The sequence below is a fragment of the Parabacteroides johnsonii DSM 18315 genome (assembly GCF_025151045.1).
GTDB classification, from domain to species: Bacteria; Bacteroidota; Bacteroidia; order Bacteroidales; family Tannerellaceae; genus Parabacteroides; species Parabacteroides johnsonii.
Window position 1 is genome coordinate 640,295 of sequence record NZ_CP102285.1, and the last position, 23,204, is coordinate 663,498.

The following is a 23,204-nucleotide window of genomic DNA, read 5'->3' on the forward strand; positions in this document are numbered from 1 at the left end:
CTAAAAGACCGCACAAAGATAAAATTTTTAATTCAGCCGTGCAACAGGACCGGTTATTTCAAAACTTCTTTAATTTTATCTTCCAGCTCCTGGCCGTGCAGGTTCTTGGCGATGATCGTACCGTCTTTGTCAACCAGTACGGTATGAGGGATGCTGTTGACGCCATAAAGAGCGGCACCGCCGTTCTGCCAGCCTTTCAGGTCGGACAGTTGTGTCCAGGTGATATTCAGGTCTTTTACACCTTTGGCCCATGCATCGGCTTTGCTGTCCAGAGAGATGCCGACGATATCGAATCCTTTGCCCTTGTAGTCTTTATAGGCTTTGACCAGATTCGGCATTTCTGCACGGCAGGGAGGACACCAGGATGCCCAGAAGTCGATCAGGACGACTTTGCCGTTACCGACATATTCGGAGAGTTTGTGCATTTCGCCTTTAGCGTCCGGCATTTCGAAATCGGTGAATTTCTGTCCTACAGCGACCTTTTTCAATACATTCAGATGGTCGATCATATAGCTGATGCCCGGAACGGATTTGAAAGAAGAGTCTGCTTTGGAGATGATTTCATTTTGCTGCTCTTCGCTGATATTGTAACGGAAATCGTAGAGATTCTTGGCGGCAGATTGTTTATCCGTATGAGTCAGGATATAGTTGACAACGGCTTCCGTAATCTTACGGTCGATCTCTTCATATTTGGCTTCCGCCTGTTTAATCAGATTTTCATCACCCGACTTCATATCGGCAACCAATTTGTCTATACCGGAACGTAAGTCTTTGATCTTAGCCTGCAACTCTTTTTGTGCGTCATTTTCGGGAGTTCCGCTAACTGTGGAAGTCGAATCCAGCACGACAGCCAATTTCCCGTTTTCAAGTACGAATGTTGCCATAAACGGAGCGTTTTCTCCGGGAGCGACACGTACCGGTTCAACCACTTCTTCCGAAAAACGGAGAGTACGAAGGGCAGGAGCATTTTGTGTGCCTTTCAAGGCAAAAACTCCGTTTTGTACTAAGGCGCTGTCCAGCGGTGCAGCATCTTTTACTCCATATTCATAGAGATATACATACTTACCATTCAAATCATTGTTTGAAACGGTACCGGTTATTTCGTAACCCGGTTTTTCGCTACAGGCTGCGAGAAGCAGGACAGAAGCGGCGATAGGAAAATACTTTTTCATATATTTACGTTGTATTAAAACGATTAATACTTTATTAGTTACAGACGTTTGGCGCAAAAGTAAGAAAAAATTGACACATTATTTGCTATATTTGTGGCCTAATAACCGTTATTATGAATTTATCCTATATAGATACCAGATATGCGGCGGTTTTCCGTTTCTTCAGGTCTGTCATTGTCTGCTTGTTCCTGTTTTCTTGTCCGGTGTCCGCGGGGATTTCTCTGCATATGGCAAATAATATAGATTTGTCAAATAATGCCATCCTTGACATGTACCAGGATGAGAACGGTTATATGTGGATCGGTACCTATGACGGTTTGAATCTGTATAACGGCAAGAATACATATGTGTTTCGCTTTGAACCGAACAACAAGAATACTTTATGCAGCAATATCATCAATAAAATCGTGTATGGCGGAGACGGATATCTGTGGGTATCGACTTCTATGGGATTGAACCGGTTTTCGCTGAAAGGGAGGAAGGTGACGGAGTCCTACACGGAATATCCCGAGTGTCTGAATGTGGCTTCTGATTCGGCTGGTAATACGCTGCTCATAAAGCAAAAAGATTTTATCTCCTGCTATTCTCCTGAAACCGGTTCTTTCCAGGATGTACATGTACGGGGGATGAATGAAGAAGTATCTAAAGTCTTGTTTGCAGAGGGAGAAAGACAATTCTTTATTTTTGACGCCGATGGCTGCCTGCTTGAGATTTGTCCGGATTTCGACTCCTTTCCCTTAGCATTGGACATAAGGAAAACGCCGATCCATGAAAAGAAAATTGACCGTGCTTATTATCTCGATGGTATTCTGTACTATGTGGATATGGAAAACCGCTTTTATTCTTACCGGATGAAAGACCGCCAGAAAAAGTATCTGGCCGACCTTACCTGCTGGATGAATCAATATGGAAATCTTTCCCGCATCGCATTGTTTCATTCCACCCCTTACCTGGTTTTCAGGAACGGGCTTTTGCTAAACATAGATAATCAGGAAGAGGCATTGGGATTTGATGTCGGGCTATTCTGTGTTTTGCCTGACCGGAAGCAGGATATCTTGTGGGTCGGGACAGACGGGCAGGGAGTCCGGATGTATTATGACAAATATAACCGGTTTTCTGGGATTCAACTCAAGAGTTTGCCGATTGTCATGCGTAATCCGGTCCGTTCGATCTATACTGAAGATGAAAAAACGATCTGGTTCGGAACTAAAGGGAATGGTTTTGTGCGTGTGGAAGATTATGATTCCTATGAAAAAGGAGAAATACCGGCCGGAAAGGTCAAACATTTCACTACATCGAACGGCTTGTCCAGTGATCGTGTCTATTGTTTCCGTAAAAGCAACTATTATCCCTGGGTGTGGATAGGGACGGAAGGACCAGGATTGTCCTATTATTCCTTAGTGGACAAGCAAGTCCATACGATGGCAAGCCTTGTCGATACAAAGATCAGGTATGTTCATGCGATCCGTGAAGTGAATGATTCGACATTATGGATGGCAACGACCGGAGATGGTTTGCTGGAAGTTGTCATTGGTAGAAAGGACGGAGAACCTGTTATTGAATATGTGAAGTCGTTTATCCTTGAAAAGGATGGAAAAGTTTGTAATGAGTTCCATTCTATGAATTATGATGATGAGGCTTCCCTTCTTTATTTGGGAAGCCGTGGAGGATATGGACTGGTCCGCTTTAATCTGCTGACTAAGAAATATGAATTTATTCCGATGAATAATGCGGGCAACCGGGCGGTAGGGGATGTGCTTTGCATGTGTTATAGCCAAGATTCGACTTTTTATCTGGGAGCCAGTTCCGGTATGACGCAGATGAAATTACATTCAGAGACCCCGGCTGAGGTACGACAATATAGCAGAATTGACGGTATAAAGAACGACATGGTTCATGGTATTCTCGAAGATTCTGACGGCTGTATCTGGCTGAGTACTAATAAAGGGTTGACTAAATACAATCCTCGCAATCAGTTTTTCCATAATTATGGAAGTCCCGATTTGGATGTGACGGAGTTCTCGGATGATGCCTATTGGAAGTGTCCTTATACAGGAAAACTGTTCTTCGGCGGAATAAACGGGCTGATATGGGTAGGTCCGCAAAACGACCGGCAGGAGAATTATAAGCCAGCCTTGCATTTCTTTGAATTGAAGATGGGAGATGAGACGCATAGTTTGTATGACTATACGGATCAGAAAACCGGATATGTGACTATTCCTCCCAATATATCTACCTTTTCGATTTCTTTTGTGGCGACCGACTATATACACGGGGAAAACTATGAGTATTCGTATTTATTAGAAAACTATAATACATCGTGGACTGAACTGCAAAAAGATAATGAGGTTGTATTTACGAAGTTGCCTTATGGCAATTATGTTTTGAAAGTCCGTTACAAGAACGATGTGTTCGATTCGGATGCCAAAGAGTATTTTTTGCATATACGGGTGTTACCTCCCTGGTATCGCGGTTCTTGGGCTATGATTGTCTATGGTCTGTTGTTGGCAGTTGTATGTTCGGGTATCGTGTATTGGCTGCGCCGCCGGATTGTGGAAAAACAGGCCGAAGTCGCCCGTAAAATCAGAGAAGAGCAAAAAGAAAAATTGTATGAAGCGAAGTTGAATTTTTTCGCCAATATCACGCATGAGCTTTGTACGCCTTTGACTTTGATTAATGGTGTGAACGATCATATCAAGACATCCGCTGACCGGTTGGCTGATGGAAAATTGGAGAAATATGCCCGTATCCTGGGTGAAAACGTTACAAGCCTGAATGAATTGATCCAAGAAATTTTGGATATCAGAAAGATCGAGGAAGTTGGATTCAGCCATATACAGATCAAGCGGGTGTCCGTAGGCAGTTTGATCCGGAAGCAATGTGAATCGTTTATGCCTGTCGCGGAGCAGAACGGGATCAATTTTACTTTTAGTGATGTTGATAAACCGGTTTATTGGAATACGGATGTACCCAGCCTGAAGAAGATTATACGTAACCTGGTGTCGAATGCATTCAAGTACACGGAACAGAAAGGCACGATCGATGTTTCTGTCCGGATAGAAAATGAATCTCTGATAATAAAGGTATATAATACAGGTAAGGGGATAGCGGAAGCTGACCTGAAAACGATTTTCGACCGTTTTCATATCTTAGGTGATCTGGATGGAAATAATTATACTCAGATGACTTCCAGAAATGGATTGGGGCTTTTCATCTGCCACAGTATGGTCCAGCTGCTTCGTGGCGAGATAAGAGTAGCGAGCAAGGAGGGGGAATCTGCCGAATTTATCGTTACGTTGCCTTATCTGGAGGCTGAGGAGACAGATTTGGATGAACAAGACGGTGAAAAGGTTCCGGTTGTACAACCGGTTTCAGCAGTGGCTGCTGAAACCGAAGTGAATATTGGTAATCCAGTTATATTGGTGGTCGATGATAACCGGGATATCGTTTGGTTGATTAAGGAAACGTTATCGTTCGAATATGTCGTCCGGGAAGCATTTAATGCAGAGGAGGCTTTGGCCTTGATGGAGCAGCAAACTCCTGATTTGATTATTACGGATATCATGATGCCGAGCATGGATGGGTTTGCATTGATCAGCCGTATCAAGTCTGATAAGTTCACTCGGCATATACCTTTAATCGTAGTATCGGCAAAGGTCTCGGAAAACGAACAGGCGGAAGGGTTGGATCTGGGTGCCGATGCCTATCTGACCAAGCCGTTCTCATCCGTGGTGCTCCATTCCGTCGTGAACAGGTTGATGGCGAATAAAAAAGAACTGAAAGACTACTATTATTCCCCAGAAAGCGCTTATGAGCAGTCCGGTGGTCAGTTGATCCATCAGGAGGATAAGGAGTTTATGGATTCCGTGACAGCCATAATAAAAGAAAATCTTGCTCAGGATACATTGCGTCCTGAGCTTATAGCCGATAAATTAGGCACGAATACCCGTGCTCTGTATCGCCGTTTCAAAAAAATTTCACCGTTGACACCGAGCGATTTTATCAAGGACTACCGTATGAAGCATGCAGCTCAGCTTTTGGTCACGACAAACCTGAGCGTGCAGGAAATCATCTACCAGGTCGGAATCTCCAACAAATCCTATTTTTATCGTGAGTTTTCAGCCAAATACGGAGTTACGCCAGGACAGTACAGGCAAATGCAATAAGGTGACTATTAGATGCCTTGTATTTCTTCCATTCTCTCTAACCTTACTAATATTCGTCGAGCATGAACTCATAATACTGCTTGCGTACATTGTTGTTCGGGATGCTCAGGACTATGCGTGTCCCACTAATCGTCAACATGCCGTAATGATTCTTATTACATTTTCCATGTTATATCTGTTTTTATTCCTTCTGTTTGCGAAGTATCACAAATGTAGTCCATTCTATTGGATAGAACAAAGAATGGGCAGACTTTAAAATGTTAAATGGAATCAATTAGACAGTAGATGAGGCCTGTTTGTGTTAGAATCATGATCTAGTAGTGAGAGAGACAGGCGGGGGAAGGGCCGGGTTATTGTTATAGGCATCGTAATACATAGATTACCACTCTTATTGTCATATTTGTAAAAAAGCCATTGGTTCGGATCGAAACTACTATCGCATATAATTTGATTTTCTACCCTATATAATTAGATTTACCCGCAAGGGTAATATTTTTTAACAAACAGCTATTTCTGTATGGGGTTAATTATCAATATTTTATGTGGAAAATTGTGTTTTAAGAGGATATTGTCGTTTTTTTTGCGTATTCAATACGTTCGATTGTAGAGGGAATAACCGTTTTTTTCGTAAACGCCTGTTTTTGTGTAGTGTCTTAATCGTACAAAAGAGTGTCATAATCGACTATAGGTTGAATATGACACTCTTTTTGTTATTCAGTGTTACTGTGATCGTATTAAGATCGGTTAATATTGCCATTGAATTACAAAAATTAAATGAATAAGATTATGAGAAAAGAAGCATTACTTTGTTTATCCTTAATGCTCACGCAGTCTTATGCATTTGCATCTTCTGAAACTGATAACACGTTAAAGCAAGCAGAAGTTCATGCATTAGCACAAAAAGGATATACTGTAAAAGGTATTGTAAAGGACCAGTTGGGAGAACCACTGGGAGGTGTCAGTATAGTGGTGAAAGGAACTACTGTGGGTACTACTACTGATCTGGATGGAAACTTTACATTGAATGTGCCTGGCAATAACGTTACATTGTCATTCTCTTTTATCGGTTTTAAATCGCAGGAGGTGTCTTTAAAGGGACAGACTGATTTAAATATTGTCCTGTCGGAAGATGCGGAAATGCTGGATGAAGTAGTTGTCGTTGGTTATGGTTCAATGAAACGTTCTGATGTGGCTACCGCTATATCTTCTGTAAAACCTGAAGATATGAACTTGGCAGGAGCAAATAGCCGAGATGTCCGCCAGTTGTTGGATGGTAAAGTTGCCGGTTTGTCTATTACACGTACAAATGGTAGTAACCCGAATAATGGTGTTGCTGTTCAGATGCGTGGTGTTGTATCTGTTAATGGTGATATTGCTCCTCTTGTTGTAATTGATGGTATACCCGGAGGAAACCTTGATTTGTTACGGAGTGAAGATATTGAATCGATTGATGTATTGAAAGATGGTTCAGCAGCGGCTATTTACGGTTCCCGTGCGAATGCCGGCGTTATTTTGATTACGACCAAGCGCGGTTCAAAAGGAAAAACCTCGGTGGACTATTCTACTTATTTGACCCATTATTGGGGGATTGAGCGCCCTGATTTCATGGATGCGACAGAATGGCGTAGCGCAATGGGTAAATTTAATAACCCGTCTTACATGACAGATAGGGGTAGTGATACGGATTGGTTCGATACGCTATTGAATAGTGGTAATGCGTCTCATAGCCATAACCTCTCTATTTCCGGAGGAGGAGAATCCACTCTTTATCGCGCTTCTTTATATTATAGTAATTTGGAAGGTATCGGGAAGGCTACAGACCGTGAACAGTATGGGGGAAGAATGTCTTTGGAAACAAAGGCCTTGAACAATATGTTGACTTTCCAGACAAATATGAGTTTGAATTATGGCAACATGAACTTGCTTGGAGGCGATGGAGAATGGGAATCTGCGTTGCGCTCAAATCCAACCAATCCGGTTTATAATGAAGATGGTACTTATTATGAGGATTATGCGAAAGATGAGAACAAAGTGGCGCGTTTGGATCAACAGCAGTATGACAAACAGCAAACGACCAGTTCGTTTGATGGTAAATTGATTTTTGAACCAATCAAAGATTTAAAAGGATCTGTTTTTGTAAGTTATACTCGTGATGACTATAAAGAACGTCGTTTTTATGATGTGGATTCTCGTATTTCTTATAATAGCTATAATAGTGGCGGATATGCTTGGAAAAAGTCGTATATGAAAACGACTCGTACTTTGGAGCCGACTATTGAATATACAAAGACTTTCTTGGATAATCATAAAATCAATGCAATTGCCGGTTATAGCTACCAATATCAGGTTTATGAACAACTGGAAGCAAATAACAACGGTTTCTTGAATAATTCCGTAGAAGATAATAACTTGGGATCCGGTAGTGGTTTGAATGGTGATGCAGCTATTAAAGCCGGTATGGGGAGTAAGAAAGCAGATGAAACTTTGATTGCTTTCTTCGGTCGTATCAACTATGTATTCAAAGATCGTTATGTTGCTCAATTCTCTATTCGTCGTGAAGGCTCTTCTAAATTCGGTCCTAATAACAAATGGGGTAATTTCCCATCTGCATCAGTGGCTTGGAATGTCTCTAACGAAGAGTTCATGAAAGAACAGAATGTCTTGTCTAATTTGAAACTTCGTGTCGGTTATGGTGTGACCGGTAATTCAGGTATTGATCCGTATCAATCAATGGTTACATTGGGTATTGGAGACCCTTATTTGAATCCAAGTGGCCAATGGTTGCAAACTTGGGGACCGAGCCGTAATCCGAATCCGAATTTGAAATGGGAAATGAAGAAAGAATGGAACTTCGGTATTGATTTTGGTGTATTGACAAACCGGGTGACAGGTTCTTTGGATGTGTATAAACGTAAAGCAGATAATTTGTTGATGACAAGCGTTAAGGTACCTTCTCCAGCCAATATCCATTCTTCCAGTACCTTGAATATAGGTAGTATAACAAGTTCTGGTTTAGAATTAACTTTGAATACGATACCTATTGTAAGAAAAGACTTTCAGTGGAGAAGTACGGTGACTTTGTCTAAAGTATTCTCTAATAAACTGGAGGACTTCTCATATAGTAGTGCTGACTATCTGGAATTTGGCGGTATCGGTGGATACGGTTCTTTGGGAAATGCCGTGCGTTTGTATAAGGGTAGTAATATCGGTGATTTCTATGGTAAACGTTTTGCCGGATTTAATGAAAGCGGAGAATGGCTGTTCTACAATAAGGAAGGTGAAAAGGTGACTGCAGATCTGATCTATGATGACGATAAGACGGTGATTGGTAATGGACAACCGAAGTGGTATTTATCATGGACAAACAATTTCCAATATAAAAACTTTGATTTGTCCTTTATGTTCAAAGGAAGATTCGGGTATGACGTACTGAACCGTATGAATATGTTTTATAATAACCTGACGACGTTACAGGCCGGTTATAACGTGTTGAACTCTGCAATTAATGAAGGTGTGAGTGCGACTTACCAGTATTCGGATTATTATTTGGAAAAAGGCAATTATATTCGTTTGGACAATATCACATTAGGATACAACTTTAAAAATAAGAACGAAAAATGGCCTTCATTCCGGGTGTATGTATCGGCAACCGATTTATTCACTATTACGGGGTATAAGGGGTTGAATCCTGAAATGGATGATACGGGAATGGCTCCGAGCATGGAAGCGTGTGGACGTACTCCGGTGACAAGAAGTGTTAGTGTTGGTTTGAATGTTAATTTTTAAGTAGAAAAAGCGATGAAAAATATATATAAGGTATTAGTTGCTGCGTCTGGTCTTTTTGCGATGAGCGCTTGTACAGACTTGACAGAACATATTTATAGCGACAATACGACTGATAATTTTTATAATAATGAAACAGAGGTGCTTTCTGCGGTATTGCGCCCTTATACACACAGTCGTGCTGTGTTCGCTTGCCAGTCTCGCCAGAATTACTGGAAAATGAATGAACTTTCAGCCGATCAGTTGGCTTGGCCGGTAAAAGGTCCTCATGGTTATGATGACGGGAGATGGATCCAGTTTCATTATCATACCTGGACAAGTATGCATGCATCTATTGAAGACAGTTGGAATTTGTTCTTTATGGGATTAGGCTTTTGTAACGATGCGATAGAAAACCTTGAAAAACGTAGTGCGGAAAGTATGAGCATCACAGAGCAGGAGCGTTTGGCTTATATTGCAGAGGTAAAGGCAAATCGTGCTTATTATTATATGGGTTTAATGGATTTATGGGGTAATATTCCTATTGTAACAAAAGTCGGTGAACCTGAAATGCCTGCAACAAATAGTCGTCAGGAAGTCTTTGAATTCATTGAATCTGAGATGTTGGCTGTTCTGGATGATCTTCCTTTGCTATCAGAAAAGGAACAAAATACCGGACGTTTTACTCGTGCTGCCGGCTATGCCATGTTGGCAACTCTTTATTTGAATGCTGAAGTATGGACGGGGACTCCCCGTTGGGATGACTGTATTGCCTATTGTGATAAGTTGATTAAAGGTGAAGGCGGTGCGGCTCATGGTACTATGGAATTGGACAAAGATCTGGTCAGCACGTATAGCAAGGACAACAGTACGGATTCAAAGGAGCATATTTTGTCTCTTACTTATGATTATCTGGCATCCGGTTTGTATTGTGGTTGGTCCGGAGACTTTTACCATTTTAATCAAAAATACATCAATGGAGGAATAGCTAACGGAAATGATGGGATCGTTGTGATTCCTTCTGCTTATGATGCTTTTGCAGATAATGATTTGCGTAAAAAAGAATGGATGCTGATAGGTCCGCAGTATGATTATAAAACGGGTGAGCCTGTTGTGGGGACATCGGAGTATAGTGGCCAGCCTTTGGTCTTTGTCAAAGATATTAAACGTTTTAGTGAAGGCAAGACTGAAGAATCGACCATGTACACAGGGGAAGAAAATAGTGGTGCTCGTTTTGATAAATACAAAACAGGAGCATCTGGTGATCCGAACTATTGGGGAAATGACTGGGTTTTATATCGTTTGACAGAAATCTACTTTGATAAAGCAGAGGCGCTGATGCGTAAGAATGGTGGTAAGGCAACTCAGGATGCCGTTGACTTAATTAATGCTTGCCGTCAGCGTGCATTTTCTGCCGAAGATTGGGAAAAGGCTAAATATTCAGTGGCAACATTGACGATGGATGAATTATTGGCAGAACGCGGACGTGAGTTTATATTTGAAGGAAAGCGTCGTACCGATTTGATTCGTTTCGATAAGTTTGGTACTGGTGACTGGTGGGATGGAAAAGTATCTGATGAACATTATGAAATATATCCGATCCCTTATCAGCAGGCGACTTTAAATCCGAATCTGGATCAAAATCCAGGATATAATCAGTAATTTGATTGGAATAAAGTAATTTTTCAATTTATTTTGTGTTAAAATATCCCTGTCCTTTGTGAAATACATGGGGCAGGGATTATGACAATGGATGTGTGAACAGCATATTGTTAAAGTTTTGATTGAATAGTTGTGTTATGAAAATAAATATATTAATATCGATAAGTTTATTATTGTGTTCTTGTCAGGCAAAATTACCGGTGAATGTTCCTGAATTGTCAGATGGGAATCCGACAACCTGTTTCGTGGGAACGGAAGGGGTAAATAAAGTGATTTTTGATGAACAATATACTGTTCCTATCCAAAGTTATAAAATCTATTCGTCCGGCGAGACACCTGCACATGATCCGTTTGCCTGGACATTGAAAGGTTCTTATGATGGAAAAAAATGGGTAGTTGTGGATGAACGGAAAGATCAGATGTTCTGTTCCCGCTATCAGGAAATTCTTTGTCCGATAACCCAACCTTCCAACTATAAACAATATAGGCTGGAAGCCAGTACGGCTACCGGTGATACACTGGTACTGGGTGATGTCTTGTTCTTTGACACCAATTTGAATGCCAATTGGGAGGATTTCAAATATCCGGAAATCGATTACGAAGTGATTGATCCGGAAACTAAAGGGGCAGCCATTTATGCGGGGCTTGTCCAGAATCCGGACGAATACATACGTTATCATGCTCGTAAGGTTGCCGAAATTCTTTTCTATTCGGCTAAAGATACGATGAATGATGTTCAAAAGGTCCATTATACTTTGAAAGATTATGATGGAGTTTCAGCCAAGAGCGGTAATCCGGCCAATACCTCGATTGTTTACAGCACACAGCATATAGAGAAGTCGGCAAACGAATCTCTTTACAAGCTCGACTTCGAAACACGTGGCGTTCTGTACCACGAATTGGTACACGCTTACCAGTTCGAACCGAAAGGAATTGGTTCCTACTCGACTAACAAGACATTCTGGGCTTGTATCGAAGGGCTGGCGGATGCAGTCCGTGCCCAGGCCGGATATTTCGATATGAGTACCCGCAAACCGGGTGGTAACTGGATGGACGGTTATCGTACGACCGGCTTTTTTATCCAATGGTTGACAACCAAAGATCCGGATGCTATCCGCAAGTTCCATGAAACGGTTCGCGACCTCGACGAATGGAGTTTCGACAAGGCTATCAAGCGTATGTTTGGCGAAGATGCCAGCATTGAAGGGTTGTGGAACGAGTATCAAGCCTTTTTATCAAAATAAAATAGAAACAAAATCCATGAAGAAGACTATTCTTTTATTTTCTGCATTGCTGACTTTTGGGAACTTGTCCGCCCAGGATAAGACTGCATTGGTGAATCCGATTATCGGGACGAACGGGATGGGACATACGTTTCCGGGGGCTTGCGTGCCTTTCGGACTGGTTCAGTTGAGTCCGGATACGGATACGATCCCTCATAACGTGGATGGTAAATATCAGCCGCGTGCCTATGAATATTGTGCTGGCTATCAGCATAAGGATAGCAGTATCGTTGGGTTCAGCCATACGCATTTTAGCGGAACCGGACATTCCGACCTCGGCGATATCTTGATTATGCCGGTTACCGGCGAATTGAAACTGAATCCCGGAACGGCAACTAACCCGGATGGCGGCTACCGTTCGCGTTTCTCGCATGATACGGAAATATCCCGTCCCGGCTATTATGAAGTGATGTTGGCCGACTACGGAATAAAAGCACAACTGACGACAACCAAGCGGGTTGGCGTGCATAAATATACGTTCCCGAAAGAAGCCAAAAACCAGCGGGTTATCTTAGATATGATTCATGGTATATATAATTACGACGGAAAAGTTCTTTGGACGAATATCCGGGTTGAAAATGATACGCTGGTTACGGGCTATCGTATCACGAACGGATGGGCGCGTACCAACTATACTTACTTTGCCATGTCTTTCTCCAAACCGGTTGTTCATTACGGATGTGAGGAAAAAGCAAAAGTCAATTACCGGGGTGGGTACGGCAAATTCAATATGAAAGAAAATTTCCCTGATATAGGTGGACGTAAGATCGTTGCTTATTTTGATTTCGATCCGGCGATTTCCGAGGATTTGGAAGTGAAAGTCGCCCTTTCGGGTGTCAGCACTGATGGCGCTTTGAAGAATTTGCGGACTGAAGCCTCTGGCTATAGTTTCGACCAGTTGGCGGCTCGTGCCGGTGAAACCTGGAATAAGGAATTGTCTGTTATCGAAGCCAACGGTACGGACGACCAGTTGGCGATGTTATACACTTCTTTGTATCACACCATGATCAATCCTTGCGTCTATACGGATGTGGATGGACAGTATCGTGGGTTGGATCATAATATCCATAAGGCGGATGATTTCACAAACTATACGGTTTTTTCTGTTTGGGACACCTATCGTGCTTTGCATCCGTTGTTCAACATCATTAACCGTCAGGTAAATACGGATATCGCCCGCTCCATGCTGAAGCATTGCGAGCAAAGCGTGCATAAAGCCTTGCCTATCTGGAGTCATATGGCGAATGAAAACTGGTGCATGATCGGATATCATTCCGTTTCCGTTTTGGCCGACGCCGTGGCGAAAGGTCTTCCGTTGGACAAGGAAGAAGTTTTGAAAGCGATGGTGAGCAGTTCTACGATTCCTTACTTAGACGGAACCGGCGAGTATATGGAAAAAGGGTATGTCGCTCTCGACCATAACGGCAGCGCCGCTTCCCTGACATTGGAATATGCGTATGATGATTGGACCATCTACCATACGGCTCTTTTGGCCGGCAACCGTTCTGTTGCTGATACCTATAAAAAACGTGCGGTCAATTATGAGAATGTTTTCGATACGAATATCGGTTATGCCCGTCCCCGTTATGCCGACGGACGTTGGAAAGAGAATTTCAATTTACTGAGTACGCATGGTGAGGGTTTTATCGAAGGAAATGCTTTGAACTATTCTTTCTATGTGCCGCAGGATGTGAACAATATGATTCGCCTGATGGGAGGGGAGAAGTCCTTTGTTTCTAAGCTCGATTCCCTGTTTACGATGCATCTGCCTGCCGAGTTTTTCGCCCAGACAGAAGATGTGACGGAGGAAGGCTTGCTGGGTGGCTATGTGCATGGCAATGAACCGAGCCATCATATTCCGTTCCTGTATGCCTGGACCTCGCAACCCTGGAAAACGCAATACTGGCAGCGTGAAATCATGAATAAGATGTACCGCAATAATATCGACGGCTTGTGCGGTAACGACGACTGCGGACAAATGTCTGCTTGGTATATCTTGTCTTCGATGGGGTTCTATCCGGTTTGTCCGGGAACGGATCAGTATGTGTTGGGAGCTCCTTACTTGCCTTATATAAAGGTAGCGCTGGAGAACGGCAAGACATTCGAGGTAAAGGCTGACAAGGTGAGCGACAAAAACCGCTATGTCAAGTCGGTCAAGTTGAATGGTAAACCCTATACGAAAGGGTTCATTACGCAGCAGGACATTATGGACGGCGGTACGCTGACGTTCGAAATGACCTCTTCTCCTAATAAAAAACGTGTTTTTAACGGGACAGACAAACCCTATTCTTTGTCTTCAAATTAATTAAACATATTCTATCCATGAAGAAATTATTTATTTTAGCGATTACGCTTTGCAGCAGCCTCTTTACGGTGGATGCGGCCGACAAAAAGGACCTGGTGGATTACGTGAATCCGCTGGTCGGAAGCCAGTCGAAACTTTCTCTCTCGACAGGTAATACTTATCCGGCGATTGCCATGCCTTGGGGAATGAATTTCTGGATGCCACAGACCGGAAAGATGGGAGATGGCTGGGCGTACACATACGACGCGGACAAAATCCGGGGTTTCAAGCAGACTCACCAGCCCAGTCCGTGGATCAACGATTACGGACAGTTTGCCATCATGCCGGTTACTGGTAAAGTGGTGTTTAACCAGGATAAACGTGCCAGTTGGTTCTCTCATAAGGCAGAAGTGGCAAAACCTAATTATTACCGGGTGTATCTGGCTGACCATGACGTTGTGACGGAAATCACTCCGACGGAACGTGCCGCCATGTTCCGCTTTACTTTCCCCGAATCGGACAACTCGTATGTGATTGTCGATGCTTTTGATCGTGGTTCATATATCAAGATCGTTCCGGAAGAAAATAAGATCATCGGCTATACGACTCGTAACAGCGGAGGGGTTCCTCAGAACTTCCGTAACTATTTCGTTGTCGTGTTCGACAAGCCTTTTACTTATAAGGCAACTGTCGGCGACGATGAGATCCGCAAAGGTGAAACCGAAGCGAAAGAAAATCATACCGGTGCCATTATCGGTTTTTCCACCCGTAAAGGTGAGATTGTTCATGCTCGCGTAGCTTCTTCTTTTATCAGCCCTGAACAGGCTGAACTGAACCTGAAAGAATTGGGCGGCCGTTCGTTTGACGAAATAGCTGAGGCGGGCCGTCAGGTGTGGAATGAAACTTTAGGACGTATCACCGTGGAAGATGGCGATGTGGACAAATTGCGTACGTTCTATTCCTGTCTGTACCGTTCGCTGCTGTTTCCGCGCAGCTTCTACGAATTGGATGCTAATGGAAAAGTGGTGCACTACAGTCCGTATAACGGAGAAGTTCTGCCGGGTTATATGTTCACCGATACCGGTTTTTGGGATACTTTCCGTTGCTTGTTCCCGTTCCTGAACCTGATGTATCCGGATATGAATACGAAGATGCAGGAGGGCCTTGCCAATACATATAAGGAAAGTGGTTTCCTGCCGGAATGGGCAAGTCCGGGACATCGTGGTTGCATGGTCGGTAATAATTCGGCTTCCGTTGTGGCGGATGCTTACCTGAAAGGACTTCGCGGATATGATATCGAGACGCTTTGGGAGGCTGTCGTTCATGGAGCTAACAGCGTACACCCGAAAGTGAAATCGACCGGACGTTTGGGCTATGAATATTACAATGAATTGGGCTATGTGCCTTATAACGTGAAAATCAATGAAAGTGCTGCCCGTACGTTGGAATATGCTTATGACGACTGGGCCATTTATAAATTAGGGAAGGCTTTAGGCAAACCGGAATCCGAAATTGCTATTTTCGCGAAACATGCGATGAATTATAAGAACCTGTTCGATCCTGAGACCAAGTTGATGCGTGGCCGCAACGAGGATGGTTCGTTCCAGTCTCCGTTCAATCCGCTGAAATGGGGAGATGCTTTTACGGAAGGCAACAGCTGGCATTATACCTGGTCGGTTTTCCATGACCCGCAGGGACTGATCAACTTGATGGGAGGAAAGACCGGTTTCAATGCCATGATGGATTCCGTATTTAATGTGCCGCCTTTGTTTGATGACAGCTATTACGGTGGTGTGATCCATGAAATCCGCGAAATGCAGATTATGAATATGGGGAATTATGCGCATGGCAACCAGCCGATCCAGCATATGATCTACTTGTATAACTATTCCGGTGAACCCTGGAAAGCGCAATATTGGGTGCGTGAAGTGATGGATAAGCTTTATTTCGCGACTCCCGATGGCTATTGTGGGGATGAGGATAACGGGCAGACTTCGGCCTGGTATGTTTTCTCGGCTCTCGGCTTCTATCCGGTTTGTCCGGGTACGGACCAGTACGTCTTGGGATCTCCTCTGTTTAAAAGTGTGACGTTGAATCTGGAAAATGGCAAGAAGGTTGTGATCAAGGCCAATAATAACGGTGAGGCGAACCGTTACATCTCGTCTATGAAAGTGAATGGCAAGAATTATACGAAGAATTATCTGACACATGGCGATCTGATGCGTGGCATGAACATTCTTTATAATATGTCGGTCACCCCGAACAAGAGCCGGGGTACACAGGACAGTGACGCTCCTTACTCATTCTCCAATGAATTGGGAAAATAAATAAGATTGCATATATAGATAGCTGGAAGCATTAATATTAACATAAGCACTTAATTATAATAGAACTTTCAGCATGACTATAATCAAAAGGGCTATTTGGATTTTATTCCGGATAGTCCTTTTTATTTGTGATTTAAATCATCATTTACGATATTTCCGATTTTTAGAATTGCAGAATAATTTCTATATTTGCACCGCCTTTAATTAAGAATCAGATAATTTCTATATAAATCAGATTAAGAAATGACAAAGAGCGCATTACAAATTGCAAGAGCAGCTTACCTGCCTAAGGTTCCCGCTGCATTGAAAGGTGCTGTAAAAGCCGTTGATGGCGAGTATACAGAATCAGTAGCCGATCAGGAAGATATCAAGAAACTATTCCCGAACACGTACGGGATGCCTGTAGTTACTTTCGAAAAAAGTAACGAAAAGAAAGAGCTGCCGGCAATGAACGTCGGTGTGATTCTTTCCGGTGGTCAGGCTCCTGGTGGTCATAACGTGATTGCAGGTCTGTTCGACGGTATCAAGGCTAATAACGCAGCTTCTCGTCTGTATGGCTTTATCTTGGGACCTGGTGGTCTGATCGATCATAAATATATGGAACTGACGGCTGATATTATCGACGAATACCGTAACACAGGTGGTTTCGATATGATCGGTTCAGGTCGTACCAAACTGGAAACAAAAGAACAGTTCGACAAGGGATTGGAAATCCTGAAAGAGTTGGATATCAAGGCACTGGTTATCATCGGTGGTGACGATTCCAACACAAATGCTTGCGTATTGGCTGAATACTACAAGGCTATCAACGCGGGTGTACAGGTAATCGGTTGCCCGAAGACAATCGACGGTGACTTGAAGAACGAACAGATTGAAACTTCTTTCGGTTTCGATACTGCTTGTAAGGTCTATTCTGAAGTAATCGGTAACATCCAGCGCGACTGTAACTCTGCTCAGAAATACTGGCACTTCATCAAATTGATGGGCCGTTCAGCTTCTCATATCGCATTGGAATGCGCTTTGCAGACTCAGCCGAATATCTGTATCATCTCCGAAGAAGTAGAAGAAAAGAACATGTCATTGGATGACATTGTTACTTATATCGCCGGTATCGTTGCCAAACGTGCAGAAGCTGGCAACAACTTCGGTACTGTATTGATTCCGGAAGGTCTGATCGAATTCGTTCCGGCTATGAAACGCCTGATCGCTGAGCTGAACGACTTCCTGGCTAAACACGATGCCGAATTCAAGATGATCAAGAAGAGCGAACAGCGTGCTTATATCATCAGCAAGCTGACAAAAGAAAACTCCGACTTATATGCTTCTCTGCCGGAAGGTGTGGCACGTCAGTTGTCTTTGGATCGCGACCCACACGGAAACGTACAGGTTTCTCTGATCGAAACAGAAAAATTGCTGTCGGAAATGGTTGGCAAGAAGTTGGCTGAATGGAAGGCCGAAGGCAAATATGTCGGCAAGTTCGCTGCACAGCACCACTTCTTCGGGTACGAAGGCCGTTGTGCTGCTCCGTCCAACTACGATGCAGACTACTGCTATTCTCTGGGTTATACGGCTTCTTGCCTGATCGCTGCCGGCAAGACTGGTTATATGTCTTCCGTACGCAACACGACTGCTCCGGCTGACCAGTGGATCGCTGGTGGTATCCCCGTAACCATGATGATGAACATGGAAAAACGTCATGGAGAAATGAAACCGGTTATCCAGAAAGCTCTGGTTAAGCTCGACGGTGCTCCTTTCAAGAAGTTCGCTGCTAACCGTGACGAATGGGCAATGACGACAAGCTATGTTTATCCTGGCCCTATCCAGTATTTTGGTCCGACTGAAGTTTGCGACGAACCGACCAAGACATTGCAGTTGGAACAAGCTAAATAATAGTATTCCGCGCATACTATAAAAAAAGAGACTGCCAAACTTTTGGACAGTCTCTTTTTTTTATTTCCCTTGATTGCGAATATATTCAATTGCGTTCGGCTGTTTTACGCTACTGTAATGATTTTTAGATATTGATTATCTGATTTAGCTTCTCCATGTTTTTTCTTTTCGCTACTCCGGTTATCATAAACCAGTCGGCAAGCCACCAAATACCCAGTCCGCCGCCGGTAAGGAGTTTGATGATTCCTTTTACGATATCTCCGGTAAGAAAACGGTCGATTCCCAGTGTTCCGAAGAAGATGGAAACGAGTAATATCATGCCCGGTCGTTTGAAACGGGTTGTTTCCAAGATGAGCTCCTGTTCGGGAGTGAAGTTTAACAGCTGATGGATAGGAATTTCATATTCAGGAAATTTACTTTCATTAGCCAAAAGGAATTTATCGACTTTATCTGCTTCCATATTATATATAGTTTGTAATACGATACAAAGATAGTTTTTTCTTGATTATTTACAGTCCTTTGGAAGGTGAGTCAAATTGATATTACCGGACGCGGATGCCACAGACAATGTATAAATATAGTCTTTTAGTTGTAATTTAGAGTGATACTTGCGGGAAAGTACACTAAATCTCTGTATCTTTGAAGTTGGAAATATTAATTAAAACAACACAAGACTATGTTCTCAGGAATTGTAGAAGAAGCTGCTCAGGTAGTTGCGTTGAACGCGGATCAGGGAAATCTGCACATCACAATGAAATGTTCGTTTGTAAATGAACTGAAAATCGATCAGAGTGTGGCACATAACGGCGTATGCCTTACGGTAGTAAGTCTGACCGACGATACATATACGGTGACGGCTATTCAGGAAACGCTGGATCGTTCGAATCTAGGATTACTGAAAGTGGGTGACCTGGTGAACCTCGAAAGAAGCATGATGATGAACGGCCGCTTGGACGGACATATCGTGCAGGGCCATGTAGACCAAACCGCTGTTTGCAAGGATGTACGCGAAACCAATGGAAGCTGGTATTATACGTTCGAATATCCGTTCGACAAGGAAATGGCGCAGCAGGGATATATAACTGTCGAGAAAGGTTCGGTTTGTGTTAACGGTGTGAGCCTGACCGTCTGCAATTCGAAGCAGAACAGTTTCCAGGTGGCGATCATTCCGTATACGCATGACAACACCAACTTCTGCCAGATCGAAAAAGGTACGGTGGTCAATCTGGAGTTCGACATTGTCGGTAAGTATATCAGTAAAATGATGCAGTTCAAATGAAAGATTTCCTTTCTTTAGCAAGCCGGCGCCAAAGTGACCGGGCTTTTGATCCGCAGCGTCCGGTGGAGAAGGAGAAATTGCAGCGTATTTTGGAGGCGGCGTGTATCGCGCCGTCTGCCTGCAATTCGCAACCCTGGCATTTTATCGTAGTAGATGATCCCGAGCTGAAGAATCGGGTGGCGGACGCAACTTCGAACCGCGTCCTGGGGATGAACCATTTCACCAAACAGGCGCCCGTACATATCTTGGTCGTAGAAGAAAAGCCGAATCTGACAGCCGGCATTGGCTCATGGATCAAGGATAAGAATTTTTCCCATCTGGATATCGGCATAACGGCCGCCCATCTTGTGTTGGCTGCTGAAGACGAAGGGTTGGGTAGTTGCATTGTCGGTTGGTTCGATGAAACGAAAGTTCGTAAACTATTGGATATTCCCTCCGGCAAACGCATCTTGTTGGACATTGTCATCGGCTATTCCACTCAACCGGACAGACCTAAGAAACGCAAAGATCCGAAAGAAGTGATTAGCTATAATCGGTATTGAGATTTATGATTTATGATTTATGATTTTTTGTGGCATGAATAAATCATAAATCATAAATCATAAATCTTCCTTTTTCTCTTCCAAACCCCCATCTTATAATAAACGAAGGTCACGAGCAACCCGATTGTGATGCTGATACCGATCGCCCACCAGATACCGCTACGTCCCAGCCAGGAACTGAGATAATAGGCGAGGGGGATACGGATCAGCCAGAGGCAGACCAGGCTGGTTATCATTGGGAACAAAGTGTCTCCAGCTCCCCTGAGTGCCCCGTTGTACACATTCAGTGCCCCGTGTATGATGAAGAAACCGCCGATAATCAGCAAATATTCCTTTCCGATCGCCACGACATCCGCGTCTTTCGTGAAAACTTTCATCATCTCGTCACCGAACAGATAGACGGCGGCAAAAGTCAATAGTCCCAGGACTATATTCGTATACATCGTAAATCGTACTCCCCTTTTTACCCGGTCCAGTTTCCCGGCTCCGATGTTTTGTCCGCAGAAAGCCGCCAGCGCCCCCGATAAGGTGAGGATGGCCTGGGTGATGATCGTGTCTATTTTTCCGGCAGCCCCGTAAGCTGTCAGTGTATTGGTCCCGAAACTGTTCACGATCCCCAGCAGTGCTATCAGCCCGAGGGCGATCGCGCATTGCTGTACGCTTGTCGGTAGTCCGATTTTCAGACTCTCTTTGAACAGTTTCCAGTCGAATAGCATATCTTGCTTTTTGATGGACAGCAAGGGGTGCGTGTTGTTTACATACGCTAAAGCGATACACATGCCGATCCCCTGTGAAATGACAGTCGCCCGTGCAGCCCCCTCGATACCCCATTTGAACACGAGTATGAAAAGCAGGTCGAACGCAATGTTCAAGACAGTCGTAATCAGGATGAACAGCATTGGGCGTACAGACTCGCCCACACCTCGTAAAATCGAAATGATGCTGTTGAAGGTTACGAACAGGAATGTTCCTCCTATGTAAATGCGGAAATAGGACACCGCTTGCGGGATAACCTCTTCAGGCGTATTGGTCAGGCGGAAAACCGGTTCGGCAAAAATAATCCCTGCAATGGATAATATCACGCCTCCGACTAACATAAATATGAAGAAAGATGAAAAAGCAAGTTGTACCTTTTGATACTGTTTAGCCCCGAAAAGTTGTGAAATAACCACTGTAGTCCCGCTTCCGACACCGATCACGAACGAGATAATGAAGTAATAGATGAAGAAAGATGCCGATACCGCCGCCAATGCCTCTTTTCCCAGGAACTGTCCGACAATAATGCTGTCCGTTATGTTATAGAACTGTTGCAGCAGATTCCCGATCAGCAGCGGTAATGCAAAGCGAATGATCACTTTCCATACTTTTCCCTCCGTCAGATCCGTATTCCCTTTTCTTTTATCCATCCCCTAATAATTGTCAATTGTCAATTATCCATTGTCAATTGTTTAAAGGTCTTTCAACAAAATGTTATCATTCGCCTTAATCATGTCCTCTCGGGTTTTCAGCAAAGCTTTCCATTCTTTGCTGAACAATTTGGACGTGTCAATTTTGAAATTTTCCGAACCGTATTCGTCCATTCGTGTCAGCAGATAACTGACCGTGATCTTGTTTACGTCGATGGCCGGTTGGTAGTGGACGACGCGTTCGTCATCTCCGTAATTGACTTCGATAATGATGTGCAATTCGGTCAGTTGATAGAGTATCTGTGTCGTGATGCGGATCGGTATGCGGTAAGCGTCCGACAGTTCATCCGCCGTATAAGGCTTTTCTCCTTTCACGAACCGTTTTACGATCAGCGAGGCGATCAGCAGCGTGAGGAAATCTTTATATCGCCGGCTGATATTCTTGCTGTCCCGTTCGAAACTGAATTTCTTCACGTTTTGGGAGGCATACGAGATTTCCGCCCCGAACAGGCAGATCAGCCATGACAATTGCAGCCATAGCAACAACAAGGGTAAAGCGGCAAAACTACCGTAGATCGCATTGTATTTGCTCACCCAAATCTGTCCGCTGATGTAGATAAACTGGAAAAACTGGAATGCGATGCCCGACAGGATTCCGGCCACGAGGCCGTTTACGAACCGGACTTTCGTATTAGGTAATGAAATATAAAGCCCCGTGAATGCCAGGATTGTAATGATATAAGGTGTTATGTTCAGTATAAGTTCGACTAACGGTGTAAAAAAGAAATATTGGCTGAAAAACGAGTTTTGCAAGGTAGACAGGAAGATAGATAAACCGCTGGAGGCTGTCATCAACACCGGGAGGATCAGGAACAATGCCAGATAGTCGGATATTTTCCGGTACCATGGACGTGATTTCTGTATCTGCCAAATATCATTGAATGTGTCTTCTATCGAAGAAATCAGATTGATAACCGTGTAAAACAGCAGGATCAGACCTACTCCGATGATTACACCGCCTTGTGCCTGTGCCAGATAGCTTTCCACGAATTCGAAAGCCTTGCTCAGTTCGGCCTCATGGCCGGGAAAATAATCAAACAGCTCCTGGCGTACCGTTCCCTGGAAACCGAACCCTTTGGCTATCCCTAACAATACGGCTAATAAAGGAACGATGGACAGCAATGTGCTGTAGGTGAGGGCTGATGCTTTTGTTTGTAGATTCTCGCTCTGGAAACCCCTGACGGCAAGAATGATAGTCTTGATTATATTGATATAAAGTTCTTTCAGGCCGCTTACTTCATTTTCGGTGATCCGCCAAATGTCGTAAGTGACGAAACGGATCGTTCTTGTCAGTAAGGCGTTGATCCGTTCTCCAAGTGTCTTTTTATCGGTTGTTTTCATATATAATAATGTGCCAATAAATTAAATGTG

At 43.6% G+C, this 23,204-nt stretch carries 13 protein-coding genes; 9 read left to right on the top strand and 4 right to left on the bottom strand.

The annotated features are described in order from the left end of the window. Positions 1-53: 53 nt before the first annotated feature. Positions 54-1,172 (bottom strand): redoxin domain-containing protein, encoded by a 1,119-nt coding sequence (locus tag NQ564_RS02870; RefSeq protein WP_008145834.1) that lies wholly within the window; start codon positions 1,170-1,172, stop codon positions 54-56. 113 nt (positions 1,173-1,285) lie between these two features. Between NQ564_RS02870 and NQ564_RS02875 the strand changes: the two genes are divergently transcribed. The 7 genes from NQ564_RS02875 (at position 1,286) to NQ564_RS02905 (ending at position 18,546) form a co-directional block, all read left to right on the top strand. Next, entirely contained in the window at positions 1,286-5,338 is a 4,053-nt protein-coding gene (locus NQ564_RS02875; protein ID WP_039847972.1) for a response regulator, read from the top strand. Positions 5,339-6,124: 786 nt separating this feature from the next. Next, positions 6,125-9,124, top strand: a complete 3,000-nt coding sequence (locus tag NQ564_RS02880; RefSeq protein WP_008158647.1) for a SusC/RagA family TonB-linked outer membrane protein — start codon at positions 6,125-6,127, stop codon at positions 9,122-9,124. Between the two features lie 12 nt (positions 9,125-9,136). Then, positions 9,137-10,762: a RagB/SusD family nutrient uptake outer membrane protein gene (locus tag NQ564_RS02885; protein ID WP_008145839.1), complete on the top strand. Its 1,626-nt coding sequence runs from the start codon at positions 9,137-9,139 to the stop codon at positions 10,760-10,762. Positions 10,763-10,899: 137 nt separating this feature from the next. Beyond that, entirely contained in the window at positions 10,900-12,006 is a 1,107-nt protein-coding gene (locus tag NQ564_RS02890; protein ID WP_087375719.1) for a basic secretory protein-like protein, read from the top strand. 16 nt (positions 12,007-12,022) lie between these two features. Further along, a complete protein-coding gene (locus NQ564_RS02895; RefSeq protein WP_227963211.1) occupies positions 12,023-14,350 on the top strand; it encodes a GH92 family glycosyl hydrolase in 2,328 nt (775 codons plus the stop codon). A gap of 17 nt (positions 14,351-14,367) precedes the next feature. Next, on the top strand, positions 14,368-16,656 hold the full coding sequence (locus NQ564_RS02900; protein ID WP_008145845.1) for a GH92 family glycosyl hydrolase: 2,289 nt from the start codon (positions 14,368-14,370) through the stop codon (positions 16,654-16,656). Positions 16,657-16,899: 243 nt separating this feature from the next. Continuing rightward, positions 16,900-18,546, top strand: coding sequence for a diphosphate--fructose-6-phosphate 1-phosphotransferase (locus NQ564_RS02905; RefSeq protein ID WP_008145850.1), 1,647 nt, complete (start codon positions 16,900-16,902; stop codon positions 18,544-18,546). A 124-nt stretch (positions 18,547-18,670) separates the two neighbouring features. Here the strand turns inward: NQ564_RS02905 and NQ564_RS02910 are convergent, their stop codons facing one another. Continuing rightward, entirely contained in the window at positions 18,671-19,006 is a 336-nt protein-coding gene (locus NQ564_RS02910) for a TM2 domain-containing protein (protein WP_008145852.1), read from the bottom strand. A 216-nt stretch (positions 19,007-19,222) separates the two neighbouring features. On the opposite strand from NQ564_RS02910, the gene NQ564_RS02915 reads away from it, so the two are divergent. Further along, on the top strand, positions 19,223-19,825 hold the full coding sequence (locus tag NQ564_RS02915; protein WP_008145854.1) for a riboflavin synthase: 603 nt from the start codon (positions 19,223-19,225) through the stop codon (positions 19,823-19,825). Next, complete coding sequence (locus NQ564_RS02920) at positions 19,822-20,367, top strand: nitroreductase family protein (RefSeq protein ID WP_008145855.1); 546 nt, start codon at positions 19,822-19,824, stop codon at positions 20,365-20,367. Before NQ564_RS02915 ends, NQ564_RS02920 begins: the two co-directional genes overlap by 4 nt. Positions 20,368-20,417: 50 nt before the next feature. Here the strand turns inward: NQ564_RS02920 and NQ564_RS02925 are convergent, their stop codons facing one another. Together NQ564_RS02925 and NQ564_RS02930 are read right to left on the bottom strand one after the other, a co-directional pair. Continuing rightward, complete coding sequence (locus NQ564_RS02925) at positions 20,418-21,773, bottom strand: MATE family efflux transporter (RefSeq protein WP_008145857.1); 1,356 nt, start codon at positions 21,771-21,773, stop codon at positions 20,418-20,420. Positions 21,774-21,815: 42 nt separating this feature from the next. Continuing rightward, on the bottom strand, positions 21,816-23,174 hold the full coding sequence (locus NQ564_RS02930; protein ID WP_008158634.1) for a YihY/virulence factor BrkB family protein: 1,359 nt from the start codon (positions 23,172-23,174) through the stop codon (positions 21,816-21,818). Positions 23,175-23,204: the final 30 nt, after the last annotated feature.

Coding starts and splice junctions, on each gene's coding strand:
- NQ564_RS02870 (WP_008145834.1), bottom strand. CDS start 1,172: ATGAAAAAGTATTTTCCTATCGCCGCTTCTGTCCTGCTTCTCGCAGCC.
- NQ564_RS02875 (WP_039847972.1), top strand. CDS start 1,286: ATGAATTTATCCTATATAGATACCAGATATGCGGCGGTTTTCCGTTTC.
- NQ564_RS02880 (WP_008158647.1), top strand. CDS start 6,125: ATGAGAAAAGAAGCATTACTTTGTTTATCCTTAATGCTCACGCAGTCT.
- NQ564_RS02885 (WP_008145839.1), top strand. CDS start 9,137: ATGAAAAATATATATAAGGTATTAGTTGCTGCGTCTGGTCTTTTTGCG.
- NQ564_RS02890 (WP_087375719.1), top strand. CDS start 10,900: ATGAAAATAAATATATTAATATCGATAAGTTTATTATTGTGTTCTTGT.
- NQ564_RS02895 (WP_227963211.1), top strand. CDS start 12,023: ATGAAGAAGACTATTCTTTTATTTTCTGCATTGCTGACTTTTGGGAAC.
- NQ564_RS02900 (WP_008145845.1), top strand. CDS start 14,368: ATGAAGAAATTATTTATTTTAGCGATTACGCTTTGCAGCAGCCTCTTT.
- NQ564_RS02905 (WP_008145850.1), top strand. CDS start 16,900: ATGACAAAGAGCGCATTACAAATTGCAAGAGCAGCTTACCTGCCTAAG.
- NQ564_RS02910 (WP_008145852.1), bottom strand. CDS start 19,006: ATGGAAGCAGATAAAGTCGATAAATTCCTTTTGGCTAATGAAAGTAAA.
- NQ564_RS02915 (WP_008145854.1), top strand. CDS start 19,223: ATGTTCTCAGGAATTGTAGAAGAAGCTGCTCAGGTAGTTGCGTTGAAC.
- NQ564_RS02920 (WP_008145855.1), top strand. CDS start 19,822: ATGAAAGATTTCCTTTCTTTAGCAAGCCGGCGCCAAAGTGACCGGGCT.
- NQ564_RS02925 (WP_008145857.1), bottom strand. CDS start 21,773: ATGGATAAAAGAAAAGGGAATACGGATCTGACGGAGGGAAAAGTATGG.
- NQ564_RS02930 (WP_008158634.1), bottom strand. CDS start 23,174: ATGAAAACAACCGATAAAAAGACACTTGGAGAACGGATCAACGCCTTA.